Below are 25,494 nucleotides of genomic sequence, written 5' to 3'. Positions count from 1 at the left end.
ATGACGAATTATCGGATTCCGAAAGAGGTTACTTCTGAATTAAAAATTAATAAAGCAATTTACCTATTTGATCTATTTTTCATCATGGGTTTATTACTAGGGGCAATGGTTTTGGGGAATCTCGTTATAACTTCCTTAAAACATTTTTTTTATGTCTTTGTTGGTATTGTCGGACTTGTTTTCATACTACGTCCATACACAAACCCTCAAAAACGGATGTATCAAGCTTTGTTAATCGCTGCTTCAAGAAAAAAAGAGACGTATTGTGCGATCGATGATCCTACGAACGAAAGGAATGAGAACCAGTGAGTTTGAATGAAAAGACCGTCAATCTTTCACTCGTTGAAAAAAATAATCCAGTAACGAGTACACCAGCTATATTTGATGAAAGTCAAATAATGATGAAGAAAAAACAGAAAGAAGATAAACCAATCATTAAAAAGAGTATTGCAGACATCATTCCAGTGATTGATCTAACAGCTAATGGATTTATTGAACTGAGAAATGGCGAATTCATGGAGATTCTACAGTTAACCACAAAAGATGTGTATTCGTTAAATGAAGAAGATAAAAATCTAAACATCTATTCATTTGCCTTTTTCTTACAGTCGTACTTAGAAGATATGAAGATTGTACCGTTAAACTTTCCTGTCGACACAACCATTCAACAACAACATATCCAACGAAAACTAGAACGTACAGATAACCAACTGTATGTTCCTTTTTTAAAGAAAAAGCTAGAGGAATTACGATTTATTGAAAAGAATCGCACGAATCGAGAATATTACTTGTTTCTTTATTCAGAAAGTGAATTTACTTTAAAGAATAAAGCCATTCAGGTTGAACGATTGTTACAACGGACGACACCAATCAGTCTTTTAAGTGAGGAGAAGAAGATAGCGATTTTGTACAAGCTGAACAATTTAAATTCAAAGACTAAGTAAGGGTGAGGATGAAATGAAACTTTTAACAACAGTGTTTTCACGGTTTAAACAAAGGGAAACAAATCTGACAGATAAAGAAAAGAATGGTTACAATCCGTATCTAGTAGCTGAAATCCAACCGCAAGGTGGTATCAACTTTGAAGAAGCGTTCATTCGAAAAGGTGATGGTTATGAAACATGCATCCATGTATATGATTACAATACATTAGTCAGTGATATGTGGTTAGAGCCGATTTTAAACATGCCAAATGTTGTTGCAACCATTGATATTTCAACACCTAATCGAAAAGAAATTGTCGACTCGATTAATAAGTCGATGGCTGAACAAAATGTTCGACACGCCACTGCAAAAGATAATATTGATCGCATCGATGCCAGGGAAAGTTTCCAGGAGTTAAGTGAAATGTATGATGCCATTACACAAGGTGAAGTCATGAAACGAATTCATCTACGTCTCTATATTAGCGCAAAAACACTCGATGAAATCGAGAGAAACGCAAAGGATGTTATTGAAAACTTAGAAGCTCAGAACTTCCGTGGAAGTATCTTCTTAAATGAACAAGAATATGAATGGGAGGGACTTTTTACAAGTTACTTGACACAGTTGAAGTATACGAATAAACGAAAAGGAAAAGAGATTCCATCTCTTTCTCTTGCAGGTGGATATCCTTTTCATTTCACATCATTAGATGATCCTTACGGCACTCATTACGGGACAACAGCTACAAAAGGTAATGTCATTTGGGATTTATTTCATCGTGACAATCGAAGAAAGCATTACAATGCGTTAATGATTGGTAAAATGGGTTCTGGGAAATCGACATTACTAAAGAAAGTTGCATTAGATAATGCGATTAAAGGCTACTATACACGCATTTTAGACATTACTGGTGAATTTGAAGGGCTAGTTAAACAATTAGGAGGTAAAATAGTCGCATTAGATGGTAGTGAAGGGTTAATTAATCCTCTTCAAGTGTATGCGACTGCAATCGATGAAGATGGTGAAGTCAATGAAGAAGGTAGTTTTAGACAGCATTTAAGTAAATTAAACGTCTTTTATCGTTTTTTAAATCCAAATGCTCCTGATACAGAGCTTAAAGAATATGAAAATCTTTTACGAAATTTATATGTGTTAAAAGATTTATGGAGTGAAGATGAGTCGATGGACATTACAAAGAAAAAAGCAATTGAGTATCCGATTTTTTCAGATTTTCTTTCGTATGTACGAGACGAATTATACAGTGATTTTGATAAAAAAGTCCTTCGAACGAACTTAAGTGAAGATCGAATTAAGCGATTAGGTGATATTGAATTAAACATTGATAACATGGTAACTACTTATGGCCAACTATTTAATGGTCATTCCAGTATCGAAAATATTAACAAAGAAAAAGTCGTTTCATTTCCACTTCGACACTTGTCTGCGATGAAGCCGGAAATCTTTCAAGCGCAGTTGTTTAATCTCATGAACATGTTGTGGGAAGGGATGTTATACAATGGTTCTCCTCAGTTTCGAGCATTTAATAAGAAGCAATTACGCTTCGAAGATGCCATTCGTTATTTGATCTTAATTGATGAATCTCATCACATCATCAATACTCGAAAAGGGTCTGAACATGGTGTGGAGTACATTGAACGATTTATGAGGGAAGCACGTAAATATTTCGGTGGCATCTTCTTTGCGAGTCACTTAATCACTGACTTTGTACCTGAAAATGCGGATATAGGTGCAGCAGAAAAAGTAAAAAATCTATTTCGTTTAACACAATATAAAATCATTGCGGAACAAGATTCCGAATCATTGAAGAATCTACAAGAAGTCTTTGTGAACCAATTAACAGAGAGTGAATTAGCTCAAATTCCTTATTTAAGTAGAGGAGAAATCTTCTTAAGTATTTCAGGTGTAAAGAACATCAAATTAAAAGTAGATGTGTCAAAAGAAGAATTAGGCTTGTTTGGTGGGGGTGCATAATGCTATGCACTTTATATTAAATTTAATTCCTAAAAAGTTTTATGTATATGGTGCCACGATCCTCATTGTTAGCCTGCTCGTGCTAATTATGGGGATTTTTACTGTACTCGTCAACAACACTTCACAACAAGGAACAGATTTCGGAATAACATTCGATACAACAGGATTCGAGATTGGAAGTGCGCCATTAAATGAATTAGTAGATGGTTATCGCGATGATATTTACCGAGAAGCAATGGCCAACGGAATCTCTCAATATACAGACCTAATTCTTGCCTTAATGATGCAAGAAAGTGCTGGTAGAGGAAGTGATCCAATGCAATCTTCAGAGAGCTTGTGTGGTTATATTGGCTGTATTACTTCACCACAAGCGTCCATCACACAAGGTGTAAAACATTTCAAAAATGTAATGGAAAGTGCAGGACAAGACGTATTGCTAGGGCTTCAGTCTTACAACTTTGGCGGAGCTTTTATTGACTATGCAAAAGAAAAAAACGGTGGTAAATACTCGAAAGAACTAGCGATTGAGTTCTCGCAAATGATGTATAGTCAGTTAGCATACACAGGGAATTATTCTTGTGTTCGAGGTGATTCAGTCCCAACGGGAGCCTGTTATGGAGATCCCTTATATGTAGATGCAGTATTAAAATATTATCATCCAAAGAGTGTTGCAGCACTTGATAGTTTACCTTTACATGATGGAAGTGCACTTGCAAATGCGAGTGGAAAATTAAAGCTAGTTTTAACAGAAGCATACAAATATGAAGGCATGCCTTATGTCTTTGGAGGTAACAATCCGGAAGAAGGATTTGACTGTTCTTCTCTTATGCAATGGATTTTTAAAGAAGCTGATGTGAATCTTCCACGTACCGCAAATGAACAATATAAAGCTTCAACTAATATCACACAAGCTCAATTAAAACCTGGTGACTTAGTTTTTTTTAGTGGAACATATAACGCTGGTGTAACGGTAACACACGTCGGTATTTATATTGGAAATGGAAAAATGTATGATACTCATAGCGTAGGAGTAGGTGAAACTGATTTAACTAATTCGTACTGGAAATCACATTTATATGCTTATGGTCGAGTGGCCAATTTTGATAATTAGGATGTGAAATATGGATACTATTAAACTAATAAAATGGCTAGGATTCTATTTACTTATTTTTCTAACAGCTATAAATTTATACTTTTTTGTTCATCAACAGAAAGAAAATAGCAATCTATCTAAATTAAAAGAACAGAATATTTCTCTTCAAAATAAAAACATGAAAATGAAAGAAGAAGTAACTTTATTTTCTCCTACTAGTCGAGAAAAGCATTATCAAGCGATGATCGAAGATGCTAAATTATTTGTTCACTCAGCTTATATTCAACAAAAAGAAGGGTATTCTGAACGCCGAATGGCTGCGAAAAATATCATGACGAATGAATTATGGAAACGATTTTTCCCGGCAGATACAACGTACCAGGACCAAATTCAGACAAGCATTTCAAACGAACGATATTATGTTCAAGAACTAAAACCGAATCAAAATCAAGTCGATGTGATGGTTACGTTTACGCATCAATTGAAAGTTGTTGCGACTGGAAATGTCGATAAAACAAATTTAATTGTCGTTGTTTCTTTTCAAAAAATGGGTGAGAAGTGGATAGCGACAAACATTAAAGATGTCAGTGATTCAACAAAGTAAACTGAAAAGGAAGAGGTAGATGTTTAAACGAGATCGAGTGAACTTGCGAAAAAAATCATCTTTTTTTATGGGAATCCTACTTTTTGTGACATTAGGATTCTCATTTTTTTTATCTTCAAAATTCATTTTTACTGAAAAAATACCAATTAGAAATACAACAATCAATGAAGAATTATCGATTCCAGGTAGTGGTTCGGTCATCATTCAATCATGGTTGTATGATCCGTCTAAGAACGAAATGGAAGTCACACTTCTGACGAAAGATATCAAAAATTTGGAGAACGATGTGCTATTTAATGTCTTCCAACGAAACGGAAATTCGAATGGTTTACAAGTAAAAACGGTGTTTAATGTTGATGAAGTTTACTTCTTAAAAATCTATGGACTATCAAATGAATTTCAACAAGTAGCATTAGATGTCATCAAACAAACGGATGAAGAGTTTAATGAAATGGAACAAACTAGTCATCAAAAATCGGAGAAACATAAACAAGTTTTAACAACATTTTACGCAGATCAACGAAAAGTAAAGCAAGAAAAAATTGACGTAAAAACAGATAAAGAGTATGAAGTTTATCTATTTAATGTGCTCATTGAAGAAACAAATCTTCAAATTAAAAAGGCTAGAAATGATATCCAAAATGAAGAAAAAAAGCAACAAACGATTCAAAATGAGATCAAAAACAATGAAGAGAAACTCATCTATCAAACAGAAGATGAGAAGGAAGAAACGCAAAGTATCATTGATGGATACCAACAATTAATCAATGAATTAAGTGAAAAAAAGAAACAGTTTGAAGAAAAAATAACGTTATTAAATGAAAAAATTGAGAAGCTAGAATTGAAAAAAAGAGAGAGCAATTTAAGTGGGAAATTGTAAGATGAGAAGTGATTTTTACTTCTCTTCTCTTTAATTTCTAAAATTCAAAAAAGCCTATAAAGCGCCTATTTCGCATTTTGAAAGAGCCTATAAAGCGACTATCGGGCAAAAAAAAACGCCTACAAAGCGCCTATTTCGCGATTTTTTGAGTACCCAAGAAAACACTAGGCTTTGCCTAGTCTCACAACCATGTTGGGGGCAGTTTTTCCTTATGCTCTTTCTCTTCCGTTTTAGTGTTTGGCCTTATTCAGTTCATTAACAAAAAAGGAGTATAGAAATGGAAATAAAAATTAGAAATCTAGATCCAGTGATTGTGAAAAAATTTGATGAGATGGCAAAGAAAAGTTCAATCTCACGAGATAAATTATTATGTTCAATCTTAACTAAAATTGCAGTAACACCTGAAGTAGATGAACGTGAAAAAAGATATGAACAACTAATTGTGAAAAATATTGAGATGATGGAATTGATGAGTCTTGAAGTTGGGCATTTACGAAATATCATTACTGAATTAATGGAAGAGTGATGACTACATGGCAACAACGAATCGTGCAGCAAGTGTAATCGTGAAATCAAAATTTGTGTTACCTAGTAATACCACCTTTCAAACCTATATTGATTACGTAGATCGTGATGAAGCAAAGCGAAATGAAATGTATGAAGACTATTCGAGCTATAGTCAAAAGAGTCTTGTTCTTCAAAAAAGTAATCAAAAAAAATTTATTCAAGAGAAAGAATTTTTAATTGAGCGATTGAAAGAAAATGTTAAAAGTGAAAAAGAAAAAATCAATAAACTGTCAGTTAAAAAAGAACAATACAATGAGTATCAAGACTACTTGGATGATCTAAACTCGGTACAAAAACTATTTGCTTTTCAGTCTGAAATTTTTAGTTTTAGAGAGAAAAAAGAACTACAAGATACCTTTAATCAATTAGTTCAAAATCATAAATCGTATGAACAAGATTTTGCGATTGAAGAAAAAATTTTAGAGTTAACCACAAAACAGATTAGACTGCTTGTTAAACCAAAACAAGTAAAAATAGATGAAACAATCGCACGGAAACAAAACTATCTTCTTTACTTGGAAAAACGAATTGAAAAAGAAGTAAATGTGGTAGGTCAAACAAACGAACGTTTAAAACATTTTGATTCCTATATGGACTATATGGGCAACCCAGAAAAGACGTCTTCATTGTTTACGAGTAACACAAATCATTTAGATGATAAAGAGAAACTCGAAGTTAAAAATATTTTTCAAAACGCTCATGATAAAGGAAGTATCATGTGGCAAGATGTTATTAGTTTTGACAACAAATGGTTAGAAGAACATGGATTGTATGATTCAAAGACGCATGTTGTTGATGAAGAAAAAATGAAAGATGTTGTTCGTCTAGCGATGAATGAGATGTTAAAAAAAGAGAACATGGAGGATAAATCATATTGGTCAGCAGCCATTCATTACAACACGCAAAATCTTCATGTTCATATCGCAACAGTTCAACCTGAACCTACGAAAGAAAGAGGGAAACGGAAATTAAAATCACTAGACGCGATGAAATCAAAAGTCATTAACAATATAATGGATCGTTCTCATCATCAAACGAAAATTAATGACATCATTCGAAAAAGTATTGTCGATTCAAAAAAGAAAGACAGTACTTTTTCATTTAAGAATCGTTCCTTTAAAAAAGATTTTCTCGCAATCTATAAAAGACTTCCCAATGATCGTAGACAGTGGTCATATGGCTATCAATCGATATCAGAAGTGATACCAATGTTAGACAAATTATCAAAAGAATATATCGGAAAATATCACAAGAAAGACTTTCAAGATCTTCTCAAAAAATTAGATAAAGAAGTTGAAGTCTATAAAAAAACTTACGGAGAAGGAAATGCAAAACGATATGAGAATTATAAGGAGAATAACGTAAATGAACTATATAAACGATTAGGAAATGCTTTTTTACAAGAGATAAAAGAGTATGATAGGGCCCAAAAAAAATTAGAAGAATCGCTTAAAAAAGGTTCTTTAAAGAGAGAGAATTTGAAAAGAAATGCTTGTTTAAATCAATTGAAGTATGGCATTGATCGGATGTTAAATAGTGAATATAAAAATTGGAAGAATCAAATGGCATATCAACGTCTACAACAAGAAATTGAATTTGAAAGGTAGTGTAATTGAATGAAAGAGGAAAAAAAACAATTTAGAGTATCACTCAATGAAGATGCAATGGATTATATTGAAGAAATAAAAAGAGAACAAAATATTGGATTTAACGGAGATGCAGTTGCATTTTTGATTAAAGATCATCAACGGCTAAGAAGAGAACAATGGTCACTTAATCATATTTCTAAATCTGTCATGACGATATTAACGGATTCGATTAATCAAAATATACGAGAAGAGTTAAAGCGAGTCAGACTAGGGACAAACAATACAGATCGAAATACTCAAATCTTAATCGAACTATTCAATGGATTAATCTATCATGAGGATATTCCTGACATTATCACAACTGAAGATATAAAAATGGCTGCAATTAAAACAGCTGAAAATATCGTTCAAGAGAGAATTGAAAATAAACGACAAAGAAAAATTGATTGGGAAGAAAAATATCAAAAAAAGGAGGGGGCAATAACATGACAGTATCATTAGGAATTGTCAAAATGGTAGGGGAAACTGAGGTAATCTTATCAAATGGAAAGGAAGATTTTGTGATTCCATTAACGCCAGATGAAGTGAAATGGTTACATTTTAAACTATTAAGTGAAGATGAGTTAATTATTCCATTTGATGAAAATTCAAAAACATTAGTAGAGGATTTACTAATACCTTCTGAATGGAACTTAGAAGAATTACAGGGCGACGATAGTTATGAAGTTGATGAAGAGGGTAGCGTAATCTAAAAATAGATGGAAAGGATGGTTAAAAATGGCGATAAAAGCGTATCAACCTAAAACCTCTGAAGAACGACAAAAAGAGATACATGATCTAACAGAACAATTGAACAAAAAAGTAGATTTCTATTTTCATTCATCTGAACAATTAAAAGAGTACCTACTATTTAAATCGAAATTCTACAATTTTTCGAATCGAAATGCAGCGTTAATCGAAAATCAATTCCCAGGGGCAGAAGCTGTTGGGAATTTTCAATTTTGGAAGAAAAGTGGATTCACAGTCAACAAAGGTGAAAAAGGCATTAAAATCTTCAAACCAATGAAATTTGACTATTTCAGACGTGAGAAAAATGGACCGAAGATCCCAATTAGTAAAGCAACAGAAGAAGAAAAACGATTGATTCAAGAAAAGAAAATCAAAGTCTATACAGAATTAAATTATACTATTACGCATGTGTTCGATATCGCGCAAACAAATGCGAGGGCTGAGGATTTACCAAAGCTTTTTCCAAATAGATGGTTAGAGGGCAAAGTAAAGGATTATGATTTAGTCTATCAAGCATTAGAAAAAATTGCTGAAACTAACGGAATCAAAATTGTTGCACCATATGAAGAGTTAGGTGCAGCAAAGGGTGTTTGTTACTCCGAATTAAAACAAGTCGCCTTAAATCCTAGAAACAGTGAACTACAAAATGTAAAGACTTTGATACATGAACTAGTTCATGCAGTTCTTCATACCTTGGAAAAGCGAAATGACTATAATCAACATGAACGAGAATTTCAGGCAGAATTAACTGCATTCACAGTAGCTTCATACATAGGGCTAGATACATCTGAATATAGCTTAAAATACATTCACTACTACACTCAAGATGAATCAAAATTCGAAGATAAAATTCGTTTGTTAGATGAAGTAAAGGAAACTGCACATTCGTTTATTGAAACAATCGAATCAAAGTTAGTACAAGAAAGAAATCAAGGACAGGAAAAAGAGGAAACGCAAGAACCGAAAGTCGTTTTTGAGTACTCAGACATAAATGAAGTAAAACAAGGAACAGAAATGACCTTTAAAGAAGCGAATGACTTCTTATTTCAGTTTAACCAGGAGCTACAGAAAACGATTAATGAAGATGGTACCTTTAGACTGAAAAATAATGAATGTTTTGATGTATCTGTAAAATATAAAGTGATCGATGTTAAGGGAAATATCTATACACCTCAAACGTTTATGATGTCAAAAATGGAAGAGAACCAGCCGTTTTCATCCATCGCAAAACAAATTTACATTCAAGAACCAAAACTATATAAAGAGCTTTGTGAAACCTACTTACTGTATGGTGGAGAAAAAGTAGTCCATAAAGTACAAAATGAAAATGACCTATCTCTTGAAGAAATTCGAGAACGTTATGGTCATTTTTATTATGTTCAAAATAACATGTCCAAAGCTGAGTTAGTTCCTATTAAGGATATGACGGATGAACAGATCCAGCGAGTTTTTACAGATCAAAACTATCTCAATCTCTTTAATCAACCAGGTATGTACGAATTAACAGATGACAAGGAAATTCTTAAACAAATTAATCAGTTTGATGGAAGAATGCTCGGTTCTGATAAAGTTATCATCACTGATAAACACATCACAGAGCCAATGGGATATGTTGTTTGGAGTGAAGCAGTCATTACGAAGCAATTAATGCCATTGAAAGAATTAGATAAGGTCTTACAAGAAGCTGAGTTTGAAGCAAAACATCATCTTGGGTATGAAAAAACGAGAGTCCATTACCTATACCCTAATGAAACTGGTGAAATGATCGTAAGAGCAATGGACAGAATTGATTTCGGAGATGGATCTTTCAAATCGATTGTTGATGAGTTAAAGAACCATCCTTCACACAAAAAAGATCTTGAGTATATGCAGTCTAAATGGGGGATACAAGCAAATAGAGAAGTTGGTCCAGTCTTAACAAAAGAACATGTAAAAAATCAAATTGAACAGTATGTAGTTGAAAGTTTACAAGCGACAACTGAGATAAATAGAGGACTTCGTGCATATGGAAGTACTCGTTCTGAAGAAAATGAATGGATGGTTGATAAGTTTACTCAGATTGCCATGAAAGAAAAATTTTACACCAAAGAAGACGTAAATGATATTCGTAAAAGAACAACTTCTAATTTTAATTATGAATTGCACAAAAAAGATCAAGAGAAAATCCATACGTTAGAAACAGACTACACAACGTATCTTATATTGCTTCAAAAAGAAAAAAAAGGCCCTTTGACAGAAGAGGTGATTCTTGACCGTTTAAATGCCGAAAACACGTACTATCAGTCAAAAGAAACGTTACTGTCTACTGGTGTCATGACAAAAACTACAGTTGGAAAGATGGAAGAAAAGGTATCAGCTCTTTTAAAGGATCATAACCTACAAACATCATTTGCGAAACCATTCGCACATGAAATGGAAAGGTAGTGGATTAGTTGGTGGCAACGTCAAAATATGTCTCATCAGACGAGATTTTAAGCGCAAAACAAATTCATTTAGTTGACTATTTAGAAGCAAAAGGCGAACAGCTAAAGAAAGAGAGTGGAGCCGGTTATTATCGTCACCAGGAACATGATTCGCTTGTCTTTAAGGATAATCTCTATTATTGGAATAGCAAGCAAGAGAAGGGAGTAGGAGCGATCTCATTTGCGATGATGTATTATCACTTGAATTTCGTCGAAGCAGTACACGAAATCAATACCTTAAAATACAATGAACAAGCACGAGAACAACGTCGAATTGAACAAAACAAAAAGCAGGGACCATTTCGGTATCCTGCTTTTTTAGATGTCAAAGAGACAGACGCAATACAAAACTACTTAGTAAATGAACGTAAAATCAATCCTCGCTTGGTGGATTGGTTAATAAAGAATGAATGTATCGTCCAGGATCAACGGAAAAATGTGGTGTTTAAGTGGAAAGAACAGGGTGGTAAAGGCGAAGTAGTAGGGGCTAACCGTCAAGGGACAATCAAACTGGATAATAAGAGAGGCAGTTTCAAACAAATACTTCCGAATGGAAAAGAGCATAGTGGATTTACGATCGATATTGGTAACCCAACTAAGATCATTGCGTTTGAGAGTCCAATTGATATGCTTTCATACTGGTCAATTAAGCAAAAAGAGTTAACGGATGTACGATTAGTGAGTATGGATGGATTAAAACCTAAAACCATCGTTCAATCGCATATTGATGCCAAAAAAGAAGGACATGTCATTGAGAAATGGGTACTTGCGGTTGATAATGATGAAGCTGGTTTGAACTTTATAGAAACCATTAAGAAATTAGTAAAGCCATCTGTACTTGAAGTGGATCTTCCAAGTGAGAAAGATTGGAATGACCAATTAAAAAAGCAAATGAAAATAGCCAATATGAAGCATTTAAACATGAAAAATAATACCGAATTAGTATTAGAAAGATGAAAATAGAAAGACTGATTTCATTTTATAATTAGTCTTTCTTTATCTTATTAAAAGAAAATATCACGTACCGTAAGAGTTAATAAAAAAAGGAGTAATATAAATGAGCAGAGTGGTCATTTTAGCCGAAAAACCATCACAAGCAAAAGCCTACGCCGAGGCCTTTTCAGTAAAAAATAAAACGAAAACATCCATCGAATTAAATTCATGTAGCACATTTCCAAACGGAGCAACTATTACATGGGGAATTGGACATTTAGTTGAGCTAAAACAACCTGAAGAATATAACCAGGAGTGGAAAAAGTGGAGTTTATCCTCCTTACCGATTCTTCCAGGACAATATGAATTTAAAATAGTTTACGGAAAATCAGAACAATTCAACGCCGTTAAAAAGTTATTTAAAGAAGCAGATACTATCATAAATTCTTGCGACATAGACCGCGAAGGAGCAAACATTTTCAATTCAATTTTGAACTTAACAGGTGTTAAAAACAAACAAATCAAACGGTTATGGATCAATTCATTAGAAGTTGATGAAGTAAGAAAAGGGTTTGCGAATTTACATGATAATCAAAAGGATCTACTACTATACAACGAAGCAAAAACCAGACAAATTGCTGATTGGTTGGTTGGCATGAATGGCAGCCGTTTATATACGTTATTGCTTCAACAAAAAGGTTTAAAAGATAGCTTGGCGATTGGCCGAGTTCAAAGTCCAACAGTGTATCTAATCTATCAACGACAGTTAGAAATTGAAAACTTCAAGCCAAAGCCTTTCTATGAGATTGAAGGGGATTTTACCGTTGCCAACGGTAATTATAGGGGAAGGGCAAAGGTTAAAAGTGAGAAAAAAGAAGAAGTACAAGCAATATTAAATCAACATCATATTTCAGGACAAAACGAAGGATTTGTAAAGTCTATCACAAAAAATGAAAAGCGTACTAAGTCACCAAAATTACATTCACTTTCAACTTTACAAGCATCTGCGAATAAAAAGTGGAAAACGAGTCCTGCGAATGTTCTAAAAACAATGCAATCTTTATATGAGAAGAAATTAGTCACTTATCCTAGAACGGATACGCAATTCATCACAGAGAATGAATACAATTATCTGGTCTCAAATGTAGAAAACTATCAAAAGATTGTTGGCCAACAATTTGATTATTCAAAAGTACCAAACAAACGTTATGTTGACGGTTCGAAAGTCCAGGAGCATTACGCCATCATTCCAACTAAAACTATTCCTTCTGAAAGTACTTTACAGGATTTAACAGGAGACGAAAAGAATATATACTTTGAAGTATTAAGAACAACACTAGGGATGTTCCATTCGGATTACATTTGTGAGGAGACAAAAGTCGTGACAGATGTCAAAAATCTTGAATTTGAGACGACTGGCAACATAGAAATAAGTAAAGGTTGGAAAGAATTATTTAAAAATGATGAAAAAAATGAGAATCAAACGAAAAATGAAGGCTCACAAGCCTTACCAGTATTTCAAAAAAATGAAAGAGTAGTAAGTGTTGTGAAATTAAAAGAAGGAACTACTACTGCACCTAAACCTTATACAGAAGGTGAATTGATTTCAATGATGAAAACATGCGGTAAATTAGTTGAAAATGAAGAAGAAATGGAGATTTTAAAAGAAGTGGAAGGGCTTGGAACGGAAGCAACTCGTTCTGGAATCATCGAAACAATTAAGAAACATGGTTATATTGAAGTGAAAAAGAACATGGTTAGTGTGACTGAAAAAGGGAAGATCCTATGTCAATCAATTGAAGGAAACTTGTTATCAAGTCCCTCGATGACTGCAAAATGGGAAGGTTATCTACATAAAATCGGGAGTGGTGAAGGTTCACAAGATGTCTTTTTATCAAACATTGAAAAGTTTTTAACGAATTTAATTAACGAAGTTCCGGGAAAACTTAATTCCGATTCCATTAATAATGGGATTGAAACAGTACAAAAAGCAGACGAGATTGGTCAATGTCCGAAATGCAAAAAAGGTTCAATCGTTCATCGAAAAACATTTTATAGCTGCACAACATATAAAGATGGCTGTAAGTTTTTGATTCCTGGAACATTTTTAGGAAAATCCATTAGTACTTCAAATGCTCAAAAGTTATTAAATGGAAAGAAAACAGGACTAATTAAAGGATTAAAAGGAAAATCAGGTAAAGAATTTGACGCCTATTTAAAACTGAATCAAGTTGGTAAGATTGAATTTGAATTCAACAATCAGAAATTTTTTTCTCAAAAAAAGTAGTATAAACTTATTAGTATGAGGAAAATTAACGGTACTCCCAGATTTGGGGACGTAAAGTCAATTGTATTTCTATAAATAAATTCCAAGTGAAATAATATACAGGATTTTATACAAAAATCAGAGAATCAATTAAAGGTAGATTATACTGCAGCCCATAAATATTAACGATGTATAAAAAACTGTATATCGTAAGAAAAAAAGAAAAAGCCGATCCCTTGATGCGTAAGGGATTGGCTTTTTTGCAACTTCCGTTAAGAATCTTTATGTAAACTAGACAAGTATCGAATATATATGAAACACAAGAAATATTAGTTTTACCTTCACCATGACCATCCAAGATAATTTCATGGTATTCATTTGCATAATGATGTTCTTTTTTAATAAAAGAAATAGAAAATCCTCTCCTTCTTGAGAGGTTATTAGGTTAAATGTTTATGAATTGCGGATTAATCAAATTTATATGTTGCGCTAATTTTTACTTCCTCTATACTTTCATAATCAATTCCGCCACCTTCACCATCATACGCATCAAAATTTAACGTGGCAGGTAGAACATCACCCTCAAATAGTTCACTTTCTATGATAGCAAGTTCAACATATTCAATATCATCCTTGGTCAATTTGGTAGCTATTTTCAATAAATCAGAAACTTTTACTGTAATACTCATAAGTACCTCCACCTTTTATTGTTAATATATCAAACTATTATGAATTGGTCATGAGAATAAAGATGGTTTTATATGATAGTGCAGCAACCAACAAGTACCCCTTAATTCTGAATTTAAGTTTCAACACTAATATCTAAAATAGAGTATTAAATTTTAGAATTATCCTCAGAAAGAAGGCATTTATGCCTTTGTGGTTGATATGTGTAAATTACGGAGTAATAATGGCTTTTTTACTAGCTGATACGATTCATATACACAAACACGGACTTTACAAATAAAAAAAAGAAGGGAAAACGGCGCACCGATTTTCTCTTCTTTTAGTTTCATTTCAACATAAACTCTAAACTTGCAAATACCCTCATAGTTCACTTAAAAACTCGTAATCATTTCATCTATTTCTTCTGGTAACATTAGAAAAAATTATAAACTAAAGAAACAAGCTAAACATAGCTTGTTTCTTTAGCATTCATAAAAAAAGAATTTTGGCTTGAAAAACTTCAAACTAAAATTATACCGTGAATTTATTATACGAAATTAAATTAAAGACTTCAACAAAATTTACTAATTATTAACATTTTTTTAAATAATTTTAATTTATTTTATATTTTTTTGGGCTTTTTTGATAAATTACCCCAAATTTCGATATAAAGCTTTTATATTAAACATGATTACCCATTAGTGTTAAATAAAAACTACAAATACTTATTTTTTTCGACATGCAAAAACTCCCTTTAGTCTAGTTATTGAATATAAAATTTTTAGAATTTTTTAAAAATATGCAAAATTACCCCAAACTACAACTGTCGATTTTTAGATATAATCAAATTTGTAATTTATTCTAATTTTAAATGTAGTATTTATTGCTGCAAATTCACATTAACGGAGGAAGAAAAAATGAACTTATCACGTTTTACTAAGAAACTAGCTTTACCTTTCGTCTTATCAATGGCAATCGCTACCCCAACTGTTTCTACACACGCTTTTGCTGCTGAAACTTCATCATCTTACACTATGGATAATGTTCAATCATTAGGTACACAATTAACGCCAATTAGTTCAGAAAGTTACACAAATCCTACTTCAGACGGAACAGCTAGCGTTATGACAACTACAGACACGTTTTTAAATGGTGTTGAAACAACTTCATCATTCTATGAACCAGCTACTGAAGCAGAAGCAACTTCCGAGATTACACCTGTTGACCCACTTAATGTTCAATATCCACAAAACTATAATTTAACAGATGATGTTAAAAGACAAAGATATCAAATCATCAATCAAATATACGGAGTAGGCGAAGAATTTTCTCCAGCTGATGCTGAATTTATTGCAGCTTATGGGTATGAATTTTCAACTCCAAACAGCGATTATTTAGATGTTGAGCCTTCATACGATACAATGTCAGATACTACTTCTTCTTCTTTCTCTAAAACGAAAACATATAATGGAGTTTCTGTAAAGTTTACAGGTAAACTATATTCTACTATCGGTCTTATTAACCACTCATATAGAGGAAATGTGACGTCATCTATTTATGCTGGTGGTTCAAGTGTTACAAAACTTAAAAATACTATCACAAATATTGCTTATGGTGCAATTGGTAGTGGTGGTGTTGGTAAAGTATACGAGGGTTCAACATCTGGTTCAACAACTACTTCAAATACACTTTATACAGATAAGACTGTAAATTACTCAGCAGTATTAGTTGCTTACACTTATACAAATGCTTACACTACGGTTACAACTAGTAGTTCAAGCTTTAACTTATATGCCTTCTAAGGAGGAAAACAATGGGTAACTTTAATTTAGTAGGCTTACTTGGCTCATTAGCACTTTTAGCTTTGGTTGGGTATGCGATAATTAAGTTCGTAAAATCCCTTGCAAAAAAATAGAAAGAAAGGTGAAGGACTATATTTAGTCCTTCATTCTCATTTCCACATAAACACTACCGTATCGTGTATCACTTCTATTTTTATAAAAAGTTGATACTTGAAGAACTTCGTAATTCCCTTTAAAACTTTCAATCATTTCATCTATGTCTTCTGGTAAATCCCTGTAATCTAATTTTCACCACTGAGGTTCCTATATACTTTGAGGGGGAGGAGGAATTGTCTCTTTTTTTAATTTGTGAATATATTCTAACTTTTTAAATACACCTTAATAGTGTCATATTTGTCTTATTATAATTAATTGCATTTAAGGTAAACCTTAAACAAGCACTTAAGCATTATTGTTAAGATTAGCTTTTGAGTGTATCAAACACATTGAAAAAATTTGAGTTTAAATCGGATTTTTTAGCGATCAATGAGCCAAAAAGCCAAATTCAATTATTTTCTTCAATTATTGTATTGGCTTTAAAAGAATGTACTGAAAAAATATTGAAGTATTATAGTATGGATATTTCGTTGAAAAGGTTTAGATCAAGATTAAAAGTTAGATACCAGTATAGAAATAAAATTTAATATAATGAACCATGAACCTAATCTTCTACAGGACAGGCTCTTTTATTATTATCCATTTTAGATGTATTTCATTTAGATCAGAAATACTCAGATTAAAATGTATCATAAAGTACCTTTTAATCTGAGTATTCAAACATGCATTTTGTCGTTATCTAACCAAAAGGTTGATATATAAAGGAATAAATAACCTGACTAGCTCCCCCCATGTTGTGATAGATAATAATAAAAAAATGTTCAGCAATTACTTTTGTAGAGTTGTTTGAGTTTTTAGGCGTAAATAAACAAGTAATAGACTTGGATAAAAACATCTTTAAAATATATTGACGGTTAATAAGCAAAAATAATATTGAGTACGTAATTTGTTTACACGTACCAAGTTTTTCATATTAAAGCTATTAGTGTGTGATATTAATAATGGAGTGCACTGAAACAACTTATTTTTTGACGAGTTTCTTCCTATTATACCGTGACTTTTTTGAATTCCTCTTCATGTTCCTTTACAAGCTTATAAAAAGTTGTCTTTTTTACACCAATTTCTTTAATAGCTCTTACAGCTGTCATTTCCCCTGATTTCCATCGATTATAGATTTCAATAAATTCTTCATTTAGTTTGGTTTTTGGTCTTCCGAATTTAACTCCATTTTGAAGTGCTGCATCGATTCCTTCACGTTGACGCTTCCGAATTCTATCACGTTCTTCTTCGGTCATCCAAGAAAGAATTTGTAAAACAAGATCAGCGATAATGTACCCAAATAATCTTTATATTGAGTTGTATCTAATATAGACATATCAAATATAAGTGACCTTTAGCTTGATAGACAAAGAGGATAATTCCACTTGGCTACAAGCTTTTTTATTGATTAGAAAAATTGATATTAATGCGAGAATAACTCGGATCTTTTAATGTTAAGAAAAAACGAATAAATAGTAATATTGAATTGTTTAAAAACTACTAAATTTATAGTTGATTAGTTGGATATAGTATTAAAAATTTATAATATTTAGTAAAAATATTGTAATAAAAACGCAACGAATTTATAATTTTATTTATTTTCAAAATATTATGAAAGGAATATGGGATTCAGAAAAAATTGGTCAATTTCTATCTAGAACATATCAAAATTGAATAAGAGGATGGCTATACACATGAAGAAACATACACTAAGGTTTTTCTTTATTAGGATTGTGTTAACAGTTTTAGTTATGAGTTCAATTCAATTAAAAGCATTTGGTGAAGAATTAACTAGTACGAAAAAAGTTGATGAGACAGTAGTTCAAACAAACTCAGTTGAAGATACTGAACCACAAGTCGGAGAATTAATTGATGAGCGTACGGCTAATACCAAGACATTCTATAATGGCGACGGTAAATACACTGAAAAAGTCTACTTTGAACCTGTAAATATGAAAGAACCAGGAGAAACAAACTTCGAAGAAATTTCTCCGGATTTGGTAAAAGATAATACAACTACAAATATCATAACAACAGAAAATACTGCGATCGATACTGAATTCCTTAAAACAATGTCAAATGGCAAATACGCTAATTTTTCATATAAAGGGCATTCAATGTCATTGTCTATATTACAGGCTGCGGGAGAAGATAAAACAACATTAAACGCAAGTGATGTTGATGCCAATTTTGTTGAAAATACGAACAAAATTGTTCATGAAGGCGTTTTTCCGCAAATCGATTTACAAAACTACACCTTTAATCAAAATACAAAAGAAGATTTAGTTTTACACCAATACGATGGTTATCATATTTTTACTTTTAAAATTCAAACTGATTTAAAAGCAACCATTGATGAAAATGGCAATATTCAAATGAAAGATGTCGATGATAAAAAGATTTTTGAATTGCCGAAACCGTTTATGTCGGATTCGAATATTAATGAAGGTTCTGGAGAAGCAGTTACATCTGATAAGGTGAGCTACGATATTGAAGAAATAGAAGGCGGGTACAAATTAACGTTAAATGCTGACGCAGATTGGTTAGCAAGTCCTGATCGAGTGTTTCCAGTATTTATTGATCCGACAACTTCTGTAACGGATTCATCAGATACGTTTGTAATGAGCGCTTATCCAACTACAAATTATTCTAGTTCGTCTTCAAAATGGGACTCTGGGCTAGGTGCATATATCTTAAAAATTGGTAATTATGATAGTACTACCGGTACTTGTTATGCCTTTTTAAACCAAGGGTTACCAGCAAATCTAACTGGTTTAACGATTAATAGTGCTTCCTTTAATGCATACGTAGAACATAGTGCCTCTTCCAGTGCAACTGGTATTTGGTTAGATCGTATTACAGGATCATGGACTAACTCGTCTGTTACTTGGAATACGAAACCAAGTTCTACAAATATAGCAACTGCTACTGTAGGAGAAGGTCAGTGGGCAAACTTTGATGTTACAAATACTGTAAAAAGTTGGTTAAATGGTTCTTTAACTAATTATGGTCTCAAATTACATGAAAACGGAAACGGATCATCTTATTGGAAAAAAATTATATCAACTTCAAATTCTGATAACAATCCATACATATCTGTTAACTATACAATCCCTACACCCGATTCACCAACTGGAAAAGCCTATTCATATGGTGATAGTACTGATTCAGGATATGTTGATCTAAATTGGGATGCTGTTCCTGGTGCTACTGGTTATAAAGTGTTAATTTTCAATGGGAATGATTATGATGAGTTTCCTGTTGGAAATGTAACAAGCTGGAGTACAAAAGGAAGGAAAATTTGGCCATCGCCATCCGAAATCGCAGGTGGAATTTATACATTGCATCATGTCAGTACAGATGGTGGAGTAGAACTACCAAATGATCCATCAGCCCTATATAAAAAGAATGGAAATAAATACCCAACAAGTACAAATTATTGGTTTCGTATAAAAGCAATTTATCCATTAGGGGAAAGTGCGCAATCGGATCCTCCATTTAAACCGACAATACCAAATCTGAAATTTGCAGAAATGACCTCTGTTAATAGTTTTACTAGAGGGACAAATGGATATATTGATTTAAGTTGGAAGCCTGTGACAGGTGCGACTGGTTACAAGTTCTTAATGTATAACGGAAAAGCATTCGAATCATTAGATATTGGAAATGTAACATCATGGTCAACAAAAGATAAAAAATATTGGCCTAAACCAACTGAAGGCTATGATTTACATTTAGACAATACGAAATCTGGTGATGAGCTAGCAATTGATCCTTCGTTAGTGTATCAAAAAGCAAATCCAGATTATAAACCAAGATATTATGTATTAAAAATTGTTCCATATAATGCTAATGGTGAGACGGTACAACCTGCAGCATCCTATCCATACATTCCGTTAATCCCTGTTCCTAATCCACCAACAGGACGAGCTTATACAAATTTAAGTCAAAGTAACTCAGGATACGTAAACTTGAGTTGGGATAAGATTTCGGGAGCAACAGGTTATAAAGTATGGGTTTACAATGGAAAAGATTATGAATCCTATGATGTAGGGGATGTAGATAGTTGGACCACACAAAATAAAGGAATTTGGCCGAGTCAATCGGAAATTGATGGTGGCATGAAAAATTTACATCATCCGACTAACCCGGATGATCCTAATTATGGTGGTGTAGAATTACCTCTCGAACCATCTAAACTGTATGCAAAAAATGGGACAACTTATGCAACTAGTCCATACTATTACTTTAGGATAAGTGCATATAATACCCAAGGAGAAACTGTATATTCAACAACATATTTTAGAACAGTAATTGGAGAAGCAGTACCATTCCTCGGTATTCAAGACTATTGGTCATATGTGGATGTACCTGGTGGTAGTGTTAATACTGCAACTGGTAACTATATCAGAAGTGAAAATGATTTTTCATTAGGTGGAAAAGGACCAGGAATCACAATTGAACGAACTTATAATAGTCAGTCAACAATCAATGGATTATTTGGAGTAGGCTGGCATAGTAACTTAGATGAATCGATTACATTAATAAATAATGAAGCTCATTATGTAGATGAAGATGGCACACTTTTAACATTTGAAAAAGATTTAAAAGGAGTATATCAACCACCAACTGGCGTTGATTTAACATTAACAGATAATGGCTCAGAACTTTCACTTAAAGATAATAGTCAAATAACAAAGACTTTCGATAAGACGACTGGTCATATTAAAAGTATAGAAGATGGAAATCATCTTAAAACATCATTTAATTACACTAATAATCAATTGACATCTATATCTGATGCGTCAAATCGAAAAGTGGTAGATATCCAATATAATGTTGGAGCACATATCAATCAGTTAAGTTTATTTTCGAGTCGTACAATCAATTATGAGTATAATGGTATGTTGCTGTCAAAAGTAACTAATACAAATAATGAAACAACGCAATACGAGTATGATACTGAAAATAAAATGACAAAAGTATCATTACCGGTTATTTCAACAAATACGCCAACTATTAATATCGTATATCAAGATGATCAAGTAGCTTCCATAACTGATCCAATGGATAAAATCTATCAACTAACTTATGATTCTGATTCAGATGGTAATTTTGTAAAAGTTCAATTCCCAAATGATAAAATCAATCAATATTGGTACAATGCAGATGCCAATCCAACTAGAATAAAAGAAGATGTTGGTGGGAAAAACACAACGACAGTTTATAATTACGAAGGTAATAGGTTAAAAGAGTCATATGATCCAAATGATGTTGATATAGCACCAACTGAATCCTATACATATGATGCGAACGGTAATACAGATACAGCTACATCTCACTATGGTACAGAAGATTTTGAATATGATGATTTAAATAATGAAACTTCATATACAGATACAGAGTCAAAAGAATCAACGACTGTTTATGATGGCGTGAATGCTGTATCGGATAATGATATTACAAATGCGATTGCATCCTATACTAAATATGATAACTATGGGAATGCAGTTGAAACTAGTACTAGTTTAAGTGCAGCAACGAATTTATTAACTAATGGTAGTTTCCAAAATGATTTGACAGGTTGGACTAAAATCGTCACCCCTGTAAATGATTCTGGTACGATAAGTATTGATTCAATTGGGAAAAACGGAATTAGTGGAAATAAATCAATCAAATTTTCTCCACAATCAACATCAGTTTCATCCGGATATTTATACTTGTACCAAACGGTTTCAAACATCAAAGAAAATACAATATATACTCTAAGTTCAGATATTAAGTCAGATTTATCAAATGTGTTAGCAATCTATCGATTCCAATTTTTTAATGCTAGTGGTACGAGCATTGGAACTACAATTGGAACAATTAATATTTCTGGAAAACAAGATTGGATTAATAGACCTTTTTCTTTTAAAACGCCTACTGGAACAACGAAAGTTCAAGTTAAACTAGAAGTAGATCATAGCTCTATTGATGGTAAAGGTGACGTGTGGTTTGATTCTGTTCAATTGGAAAAGGCAGAGTTTCAATCTAACTTTAATCCAATTGAAAATGGAGGGTTTGAAAACTCACTTACATCGTGGGCAGGTAGTGGTGGTACCGTTGATTCAACTGAAAAGTTTGATTCATCAAATTCATTAAAAATCGTTCGTTCAAGTTCAACTGCTCCTACAAATGAGTATAAACAAACGGTTTTAATTGGACAAAAACCAGGTGATCAACCAATTGATCTAACTTTAACGGGATTATCTAAAGCAACAAATGTTGTTGTTCCAATTGGTGGCACGAAAGACTCAACGAAATATGCATTAAAAGCAGTTATTAATTACACAGATGGAACAAACACAACTATTAATGCGAACTTTTTAGATGGAACAAAAGAATGGAATCGAGCATATGCAGATATCCCAGCATTAGCATCAAAACCTATCAATACAATTGATGTGTCAGTTGTTTTTGGAGGGAACTTTACAGGTACAGCATGGTTTGATGGTATTCGCATTATAAAAGGAAAAAATAAAACAATATCAATCTATGATACAGATGGTAATTACTTAATTCAAACGACTGACCAAGCAAATTATTCAACTAAATTTGAATATGATTCGTTTGGAAATCAAACAAAGGTAACAGATGCGAGTCCGAGTCAAAATGTGAAACAATTCCATTATGATAATGCAGATCAACTAGATAATGTAACACTTGCGAATCACACAACTATCGACTACAAATATAAAGCAGGTTTACAAACAAGTAAAACAATTAATAGTTCAATAGATAACCTTAGTCAGATCTACCTTTTTGACTATGATGACAATGGTAATTTAGTAAAAACAACTGGACCATTAAATGATGCTACAACAAATAAGTACGATGATAATGGTCGGTTAATTGAATCAACATTACCAAGTGGTACAACGATTTCAAATACTTATGATGGTTCAAATCGTATAACTTCAATTGCTTACAATCATATAAACTATTATGATTTTACGTACGATGGAAATGGAAATCAAACAGAAGTTGATGACGCTCTATTAAATCGAACAACTACAAACGATGTAATTGATACTCAAAACCGTATTACTAAAAAAACCATAACCCAAGGAACGGCAAGCTCGGTCCAAACTTGGTTGTATCCATCTGATTCAGATAAATTAATAAGTACAACATTTGAACAAGGGCCAATGTCTGAAACAACAAGTTATTCGTATAACAATATGAATCAAAATTCAATTGTTTCAAATGGTGGCAAAAAATTTTTATTTAGTTATGATGAACTTGGAAACTTGCGTTCCTATACTGCAGGTAATAATTCGAGTACATCCTATCAATATGATAATAGGAATTTAATTGATACAGAGCGAATTCAATTAGATAATGGTTCAATCCTATTAGATGAATCATATGAGTACGATGCAAATGGTAATCGTACAAAAGTAAATTTACCAAACAATCAAGCAGTTGTTTACACATATGATTCTTTAAATCAATTAACATCGGAAGAACTTCCAGATGGAACGAAAAGAGAATATAGTTACGATGGCTTTGGTAATCGTACAAACGTGAAAGTAACTAAGGACGGTGTAACAACCGAAACAAACTCCCAATTTAATAAGGAAAATCAATTAACTGAATATGGAAATGACCCAATTCAGTATGACGCTGATGGTAATCGTACAGATGATGGAGATTATCGTTACGAGTGGAATCCACTAGGTCAACTAATTTCAGTTACGAAAAACGGAGAAAGTATACCATTTGCGACTTATAAATATGATGAGCAAAGTCGTCGTATTGAGAAGACAGTTGATGGTGTAACAACTAAGTATTTTTATGATGGAAATAGTATCAACCTATTATATGAAACTGACAGTGCAGGTGTAGTTTTACGATCTTATGTTTATTCATCCAGTGGCCAACGTCTTGCGATGAAAAATCAGGGACAACTATTTTATTATCATTACAATGCACATGGAGACGTTATTTCATTAACTGATCAGACGGGCCAAATTGTTGCATCATATGAGTATGATGCATGGGGAAATGTGATTAAATTGGATGCGCAAGGATTGGCTAGTGATAATCCATTTTTATATGCAGGTTATATATATGATAAAGAAATTAAAATGTATTATCTGATTGCAAGGTATTATCAGCCTGAAACTGGCGTATTTTTATCACTAGATCCTGTAATGGGAGATAAAACTGATGTTATTTCCCAAAATGGTTATAATTATGCGAATAATAATCCCGTAATGTCTTTTGATTATGATGGAAATTCTGCTCAACATGATGGCTATGATGATTGGGCAAACGCTAGTGGCGGACAAGGTGTAGGGTTAAGTGATATTGGTGATAGTTTGTTTGGAGTTCGTGGAAAAGCAAGAGGTGCGACCAAGTCAATAAATTTACCTTCATACAAAAAAATTAAAATAGATGATATACATGTAGAAAGTGGACATACACCAGAGGGAATTAGGGCAAAGCAAAGTGGCAAAAAAACTACTTTTCAAAATATGAGTGAAAAGCAAATTAAAAAAGCAGTTAGAAAGGCTTATAAAAATGGAAAAAAAATTAAAACTCAAGGGATTAGGGTAAAAGTTAGAGGAAGAAGTAGCGGATATACAATTGATATGTGGGTAAATACAAAAACCAAAACAATTGAGACCGCATATCCAATTGAGTAAGTTATAGGCTAATATATTTGAGATATTTATTTCTCAAATAATGAATAAATTTAGTTTAAAATAATTTTAATTCTTATTGATGAATAATAAAATATAAAC

Annotated in this window: 16 protein-coding genes and 1 pseudogene; 15 read left to right on the top strand and 2 right to left on the bottom strand. The window is 32.7% G+C overall.

The window, feature by feature from the left end; genetic code table 11:
- The 13 genes from COJ46_RS22200 (at nucleotide 1) to COJ46_RS22140 (ending at nucleotide 14,120) form a co-directional block, all read left to right on the top strand.
- The gene (locus COJ46_RS22200) at nucleotides 1-309 is read left to right on the top strand and encodes a DUF5592 family protein (RefSeq protein ID WP_098566333.1); all 309 of its coding nucleotides are present in this window, start codon (nucleotides 1-3) and stop codon (nucleotides 307-309) included.
- Entirely contained in the window at nucleotides 306-944 is a 639-nt protein-coding gene (locus COJ46_RS22195) for a hypothetical protein (protein ID WP_098566332.1), read from the top strand. The genes COJ46_RS22200 and COJ46_RS22195 overlap by 4 nt, the downstream gene beginning before the upstream one ends.
- A gap of 13 nt (nucleotides 945-957) precedes the next feature.
- The gene (locus tag COJ46_RS22190) at nucleotides 958-2,916 is read left to right on the top strand and encodes a VirB4 family type IV secretion system protein (RefSeq protein ID WP_176527976.1); all 1,959 of its coding nucleotides are present in this window, start codon (nucleotides 958-960) and stop codon (nucleotides 2,914-2,916) included.
- A gap of 4 nt (nucleotides 2,917-2,920) precedes the next feature.
- Nucleotides 2,921-4,027, top strand: coding sequence for a bifunctional lytic transglycosylase/C40 family peptidase (locus COJ46_RS22185; RefSeq protein ID WP_098566331.1), 1,107 nt, complete (start codon nucleotides 2,921-2,923; stop codon nucleotides 4,025-4,027).
- Between the two features lie 10 nt (nucleotides 4,028-4,037).
- Nucleotides 4,038-4,613 (top strand): hypothetical protein, encoded by a 576-nt coding sequence (locus COJ46_RS22180; protein ID WP_098566330.1) that lies wholly within the window; start codon nucleotides 4,038-4,040, stop codon nucleotides 4,611-4,613.
- Between the two features lie 19 nt (nucleotides 4,614-4,632).
- A complete protein-coding gene (locus tag COJ46_RS22175) occupies nucleotides 4,633-5,493 on the top strand; it encodes a hypothetical protein (protein WP_098566329.1) in 861 nt (286 codons plus the stop codon).
- Between the two features lie 277 nt (nucleotides 5,494-5,770).
- Nucleotides 5,771-6,019: a hypothetical protein gene (locus COJ46_RS22170; RefSeq protein ID WP_091024467.1), complete on the top strand. Its 249-nt coding sequence runs from the start codon at nucleotides 5,771-5,773 to the stop codon at nucleotides 6,017-6,019.
- 7 nt (nucleotides 6,020-6,026) lie between these two features.
- On the top strand, nucleotides 6,027-7,667 hold the full coding sequence (gene mobP2 / locus COJ46_RS22165) for a MobP2 family relaxase (protein ID WP_176527975.1): 1,641 nt from the start codon (nucleotides 6,027-6,029) through the stop codon (nucleotides 7,665-7,667).
- A gap of 9 nt (nucleotides 7,668-7,676) precedes the next feature.
- On the top strand, nucleotides 7,677-8,138 hold the full coding sequence (locus tag COJ46_RS22160) for a hypothetical protein (RefSeq protein WP_098566328.1): 462 nt from the start codon (nucleotides 7,677-7,679) through the stop codon (nucleotides 8,136-8,138).
- The gene (locus COJ46_RS22155) at nucleotides 8,135-8,401 is read left to right on the top strand and encodes a hypothetical protein (RefSeq protein WP_098566327.1); all 267 of its coding nucleotides are present in this window, start codon (nucleotides 8,135-8,137) and stop codon (nucleotides 8,399-8,401) included. The genes COJ46_RS22160 and COJ46_RS22155 overlap by 4 nt, the downstream gene beginning before the upstream one ends.
- A 25-nt stretch (nucleotides 8,402-8,426) precedes the next feature.
- Nucleotides 8,427-10,862 carry an LPD25 domain-containing protein gene (locus COJ46_RS22150; RefSeq protein WP_098566326.1) on the top strand — a complete coding sequence of 812 codons (2,436 nt, stop codon included), beginning with the start codon at nucleotides 8,427-8,429 and terminating at the stop codon, nucleotides 10,860-10,862.
- Between the two features lie 11 nt (nucleotides 10,863-10,873).
- Nucleotides 10,874-11,857 (top strand): toprim domain-containing protein, encoded by a 984-nt coding sequence (locus tag COJ46_RS22145; RefSeq protein ID WP_098566343.1) that lies wholly within the window; start codon nucleotides 10,874-10,876, stop codon nucleotides 11,855-11,857.
- Nucleotides 11,858-11,957: 100 nt separating this feature from the next.
- Nucleotides 11,958-14,120, top strand: a complete 2,163-nt coding sequence (locus tag COJ46_RS22140; protein WP_098566325.1) for a type IA DNA topoisomerase — start codon at nucleotides 11,958-11,960, stop codon at nucleotides 14,118-14,120.
- Between the two features lie 446 nt (nucleotides 14,121-14,566).
- On the opposite strand, the gene COJ46_RS22135 is transcribed toward COJ46_RS22140, so the two are convergent.
- Nucleotides 14,567-14,788 (bottom strand): hypothetical protein, encoded by a 222-nt coding sequence (locus tag COJ46_RS22135; protein WP_098566324.1) that lies wholly within the window; start codon nucleotides 14,786-14,788, stop codon nucleotides 14,567-14,569.
- An 894-nt stretch (nucleotides 14,789-15,682) separates the two neighbouring features.
- On the opposite strand from COJ46_RS22135, the gene COJ46_RS22130 reads away from it, so the two are divergent.
- Nucleotides 15,683-16,567 (top strand): hypothetical protein, encoded by an 885-nt coding sequence (locus COJ46_RS22130; RefSeq protein WP_098566323.1) that lies wholly within the window; start codon nucleotides 15,683-15,685, stop codon nucleotides 16,565-16,567.
- A 1,142-nt stretch (nucleotides 16,568-17,709) separates the two neighbouring features.
- Here the strand turns inward: COJ46_RS22130 and COJ46_RS22125 are convergent.
- Nucleotides 17,710-18,041, bottom strand: a pseudogene (locus COJ46_RS22125) (recombinase family protein); the annotation flags it as partial.
- Between the two features lie 355 nt (nucleotides 18,042-18,396).
- Between COJ46_RS22125 and COJ46_RS22120 the strand changes: the two are divergent.
- Nucleotides 18,397-25,395, top strand: a complete 6,999-nt coding sequence (locus tag COJ46_RS22120; protein WP_176527974.1) for a DNRLRE domain-containing protein — start codon at nucleotides 18,397-18,399, stop codon at nucleotides 25,393-25,395.
- Nucleotides 25,396-25,494: the final 99 nt, after the last annotated feature.

The sequence above is a fragment of the Bacillus sp. AFS077874 genome, assembly GCF_002566505.1.
Classification (GTDB): domain Bacteria; phylum Bacillota; class Bacilli; order Bacillales; family Bacillaceae_G; genus Gottfriedia.
The sequence above is the reverse complement of the archived record's forward strand: the minus strand, read 5'-3'. Positions and strand labels throughout refer to the sequence as shown.